This window comes from Campylobacter sp. TTU-622, from assembly GCF_016598965.1.
In the GTDB taxonomy this organism is placed as follows: Bacteria; Campylobacterota; Campylobacteria; order Campylobacterales; family Campylobacteraceae; genus Campylobacter_D.
In genome coordinates this window covers 1-4320 of the sequence record NZ_JAENKR010000098.1, presented here as the reverse complement: position 1 = coordinate 4320, position 4320 = coordinate 1, and the positions used below count along the sequence as shown (strand labels likewise).

Here is a 4320-nt window from a genome sequence, read left to right as displayed (position 1 = left end):
CTCATATACAGGATAATCACTTGCTATAATGATTGTTGCAATACAAGCTATAACAATAGCTAATATAGAAAGTAAAATTCCATAAGGCCAAAAAGTTTTTTTAACCATTTTTCTTCCTCTTCATTTTTCTTTGCACAAAATAAAGCAATGAAAAACAAATAAACCCATAAATTAAAATTCTTAAAATATTTATAGTATCACGATTTGCATTGCCTATAGAATTTTCAAGCTCTAGATTGAAATATTTTGCGATTTTATCACAAATATCAGCATATCCATTTAAAACAGCAGCGTTATAAATATCTTTTCCTTTATTAGAAACAAGAATGGGCAATATAGTTCCTGTGCTAGGATAAGGACTTAAAACCTTATTTTTATCAAAAAAAAGCAAAGAATCTTTAGTTCCTATAATATCAACTTTATGTGAAATTTTTGAAAGCATTAATAAAACATTGGGTTTAACAAGCTGTTCTTGAAGTTTAAATAAGTCTTCAAAAGGGGTTTGATCTGCTATAGCAACACCTACGAAAATACCTGTTTTATCATAAAGCTCTTTTCCTATAAGATTTATTTCTTTAATCACTTTATCATTTAAAACATTTTCATTTAAAATAATTGCATCAAAAGCAAAAATTTTATAAGGAAAAAAGAATAAAAAGGCAAAAAAAATGCCTTTTAAAAGTACTCTCATCCTATATTAAGATGATTGATACTTAAAACAGACCAAGCTGTAATAGCCGCTGTAACAAAAAGACCAATAACCACTAAATATTCTAAAACCTTATTCATTATTTTCCTTTATTGCTTTAAAATCTTCAACCTTAGAACCTAGCATTTTAATTTCTTGTGTATTTTTCAAAGTATATGGTTTTTGCATAACTTCTTGTTGCGCTTTAATCCCCCATATCGTAAGAACAACTAAAATGATAATTAAAAGTAAAGTTGCAATCAATAAACCACTTACTCCAGATAATGAAAATACTGATCTTTTTATATTTTCCATTATTCACCCCTTGAAAGAGAAATTACATATTCACCAACGGCTTGTTTTTGAATATCATTTAAAGATGGAAATGATGGCATAGAACCAATAAAACCTTTTTTACCGCTATTTAACACATCTACAACAAAAGAAGCTGAACCATATTTTGTTAGATCAGGAAAAGCTCCATCTTGTCCTTTTCCATCTTCTCCGTGACATGCTGCACAACTTGCATAAGCTTCTTTGCCTTTTGCTACTAAATCTTCATTACTTGTTTTTTTAATAGCAGAAAGCTCTTTAGCAACATAAGCAGCAATTGCTTTTATATCCTCATCTTCTATGCCTAAATCAGAAGCAGCTGGCATTTCTCCACCTGAAAAATTCATTCCTTTAGATCCAGTTTTTATTGTTTCAACTATACCTTCTTCTGAACCCCAGATATTTAAATTTTGAGCTTTTCCATTCATTCCATCTGCTGTAATTCCGTGACATGCTGCACATTGGACTAAAAATATATTCTCACCCATAGTGATTCTATCTTGTTCGCTTAAATTTTTAAATTTTTCTTCAAATTTAGCATTATGTAAAGCTACTTCTTCGTTATATTCACCTATTCTTGAATACAAATTTAAAGGATACCCCCATAAAAAATACCATATACCCCAAACAATAGTTAAAACATAAACAACTAACCATCCTATAGGAATATTATTTTTATATTCTTTTATATCATCCCAACTATGCTCACTTAATTCCAAATCTTCTTTCTTTTTCTCTTTAATTTGCTTAAAAATTCTATTTACAACTATTAAAGTAATTAAAATAATTAAGATTGCACCTATTAAAGATAAAAGATTAATATTATCTTCTAAATTTAACCATTGCATTAAGCACTCCTTTTACTTTCTAAAACACTATCATTAATATCATCATTCAAAGCAAGTTTTGCATATTGTTCATAATTTCTTTCGCCTATCTTTTCTTTTTTATAAAGATGAAAATAATATGCATACAAAACAATAGCTAAAAAAACAACAAATACAAAAAATCCATAACCTTGAAAAATCTGCCATTCAGACTTAGAAATGGCAGATAAGTTAAAAGTAATAAGATTTTTAAAAACATCAAATATTATTATTAAATCTTTCATAATTTTTACTTTAAACTATTTAAGTAAGCAATTAAAGCTACAATTTCTTTTATTTCCCCTCTAGCAAAAGCATCTTTTACTTCTTGATCTTTCATCTCATCTACTATACTCTTAGCTTCAAGTTTAACTTCTTCTTGCGCTTCTTCCCAAGTTCCAAGTTTAGTTTGTCCTTCTTTATCATAAGGAACATTAAAAACTTTTTTAACAGTTAAAGCTTCAGCATAAGCTGTTTCTATATCTGCATCATTAGTAAACATATGTTTATAAGAAGGCATAATAGATCCAGGAACCACGGAAGTTGGATCTAACATATGATTTTCATGCCAATCTGTAGTTCTATAATTCCCTACACGTGCAAGATCTGGTCCTGTTCTTTTTGATCCCCAAAGAAAAGGTCTATCATAAGCGAATTCACCGCTTAAAGAATACATCCCGTAACGATCTGTTTCAGACTTGAAAGGACGAATAAGCTGAGAATGACATGCATTACAACTTTCTTTAATATAAATCGCTCTTCCTGCAAGTTGTAAAACAGAATAAGGTTTTTTACCCTCAATTGGTCTTGCACTTTCTGCAAAATTTGGTAAAACTTCTATGATTCCAGCATAAGCAATTACAATGAAAACCGCTACAGCAAAAAAGAATGGATTTTTTTCTAACCAACTAAACATTTTTTCTCCTTATATTGCCATAGGTGAAGCATTTTTAGGCTCTTTATTGAGCACTTTGCCACAAGTAATTGATTTATAAATATTATAAACAAACATAAAAAATCCTACCAAATACAATAATCCTCCAATAGCTCTAATCCAATAATAAGGAATAATAGCCTCAACAGTATCTATAAAAGCATAAAGAAGATTTCCGTATTCATCAGTAGCTCTCCACATCATTCCTTGTGTAATACCTGCTATCCACATCGAACTAAAATAAAGCACAATTCCTATTGTTTGTATCCAAAATTGAGCCTCCATTAAAGATTTGCTATAAAGCTCTCTTTTAAAAATTCTAGGAGTCATATGATAAAGTGCTGCCATAGTCATAAAACCAACCCAACCTAATGTTCCATCATGAACATGGCCAGGAATCCAATCAGTAAAATGAGCTAAAGCATTTACAGATTTTATAGAAAGAATAGGACCTTCAAGCGTTGAAAACATATAAAAGGTTGAAGCAAGAATCATAAATTTAATCAATGGACTTTCTCTTAATTGCTCCCATTCACCTTTCATAGTAAGTAAAATATTAATCGCTGATCCCCAAGAAGGTAATATAAGTATAACAGAAAAAATAGAACCCATAGTTTGCATCCAATCAGGAACAGTAGAATAAAGCAAATGGTGTCCTCCAGCCCAAAGATAAACAAACATTAAGCCCCAAAATGCAAATAAAGAAAGTTTATAAGAAAAAATAGGTTGTCCACTTTCTTTTGGTAAAAAATAATAAATTTGAGCAATAATTCCTACAGTAAAGACAAAAGCAACTGCATTATGCCCATACCACCATTGAACTAAAGCATCGTTTGTTCCAGCATACATAGAAACACTATGCCACCATTTTCCCATACCAGAAACAAAATATGTAGGAACAGCCATATTGTTAAAGAGATAAAGCATTGCTATACCTAAGAAGGTTGCAATATAATACCAAAGAGATATATAAAGGGTTTTTTCTCTACGAATTCCAATAAGACCAAAAATACTAACACCCCACAAGACCCAAACTAAAACAACCATAATATCAAGTGGCCATTCAAGTTCAGCATATTCTTTAGAAGTTGTAACTCCCGCAAATAAAGAAATAATGGCAATAAGCATAGTTAAAACATAGAGGTAAAAATGTATTTTACCTATAGCCATTAAAAAACGAGATTCTGCCATACTAACTTTAAGAACACGTTGTCCTATATAATACCAAGTTGCCCAAATACCAGAAAGCATAAAACCAAAGATAACCCCTGAAGTATGCAAAGGTCTTAATCTTGAAAATGTAGCATATTCTCCTGCTAAATAATTTAAATTAGGATATGCCATTTGAAAAGCTATTAGAGTTCCTATAGCCATTCCAACTATCCCAAAAATTATAGTAGTAAACATAAAATATTTAGCAACCGTATAATCGTAATTTAACATATTACCTGGATGCATCAATTCTCCTTAGAATTTTTAATAATTAATTATTATAAAAT

The 4320-nt window shown here is 30.0% G+C and carries 7 protein-coding genes and 1 pseudogene; all 8 read right to left on the bottom strand.

Annotation, left to right across the window (positions count from 1 at the left end; all coding sequences use genetic code 11):
* Positions 1 to 108 (bottom strand): annotated as a pseudogene (locus JG677_RS08890) (FixH family protein); the annotation flags it as partial.
* Entirely contained in the window at positions 101 to 691 is a 591-nt protein-coding gene (locus tag JG677_RS07260; RefSeq protein ID WP_200169867.1) for a hypothetical protein, read from the bottom strand. The gene JG677_RS07260 and the pseudogene JG677_RS08890, both read right to left, overlap by 8 nt.
* A complete protein-coding gene (locus JG677_RS08885; RefSeq protein ID WP_234126382.1) occupies positions 688 to 789 on the bottom strand; it encodes a hypothetical protein in 102 nt (33 codons plus the stop codon). The genes JG677_RS07260 and JG677_RS08885 overlap by 4 nt, the downstream gene beginning before the upstream one ends.
* Complete coding sequence (locus tag JG677_RS07255) at positions 782 to 1003, bottom strand: DUF4006 family protein (protein WP_200169866.1); 222 nt, start codon at positions 1001 to 1003, stop codon at positions 782 to 784. The genes JG677_RS08885 and JG677_RS07255 overlap by 8 nt, the downstream gene beginning before the upstream one ends.
* Complete coding sequence (locus JG677_RS07250; RefSeq protein ID WP_200169865.1) at positions 1003 to 1869, bottom strand: c-type cytochrome; 867 nt, start codon at positions 1867 to 1869, stop codon at positions 1003 to 1005. The genes JG677_RS07255 and JG677_RS07250 overlap by 1 nt, the downstream gene beginning before the upstream one ends.
* Positions 1869 to 2132, bottom strand: coding sequence for a cytochrome c oxidase, cbb3-type, CcoQ subunit (locus JG677_RS07245; RefSeq protein WP_200169864.1), 264 nt, complete (start codon positions 2130 to 2132; stop codon positions 1869 to 1871). The genes JG677_RS07250 and JG677_RS07245 overlap by 1 nt, the downstream gene beginning before the upstream one ends.
* Positions 2133 to 2137: 5 nt before the next feature.
* The gene (gene ccoO, locus JG677_RS07240; RefSeq protein WP_200169863.1) at positions 2138 to 2803 is read right to left on the bottom strand and encodes a cytochrome-c oxidase, cbb3-type subunit II; all 666 of its coding nucleotides are present in this window, start codon (positions 2801 to 2803) and stop codon (positions 2138 to 2140) included.
* Between the two features lie 9 nt (positions 2804 to 2812).
* Positions 2813 to 4279 (bottom strand): cytochrome-c oxidase, cbb3-type subunit I, encoded by a 1467-nt coding sequence (gene ccoN, locus JG677_RS07235; protein WP_200169862.1) that lies wholly within the window; start codon positions 4277 to 4279, stop codon positions 2813 to 2815.
* Positions 4280 to 4320: the final 41 nt, after the last annotated feature.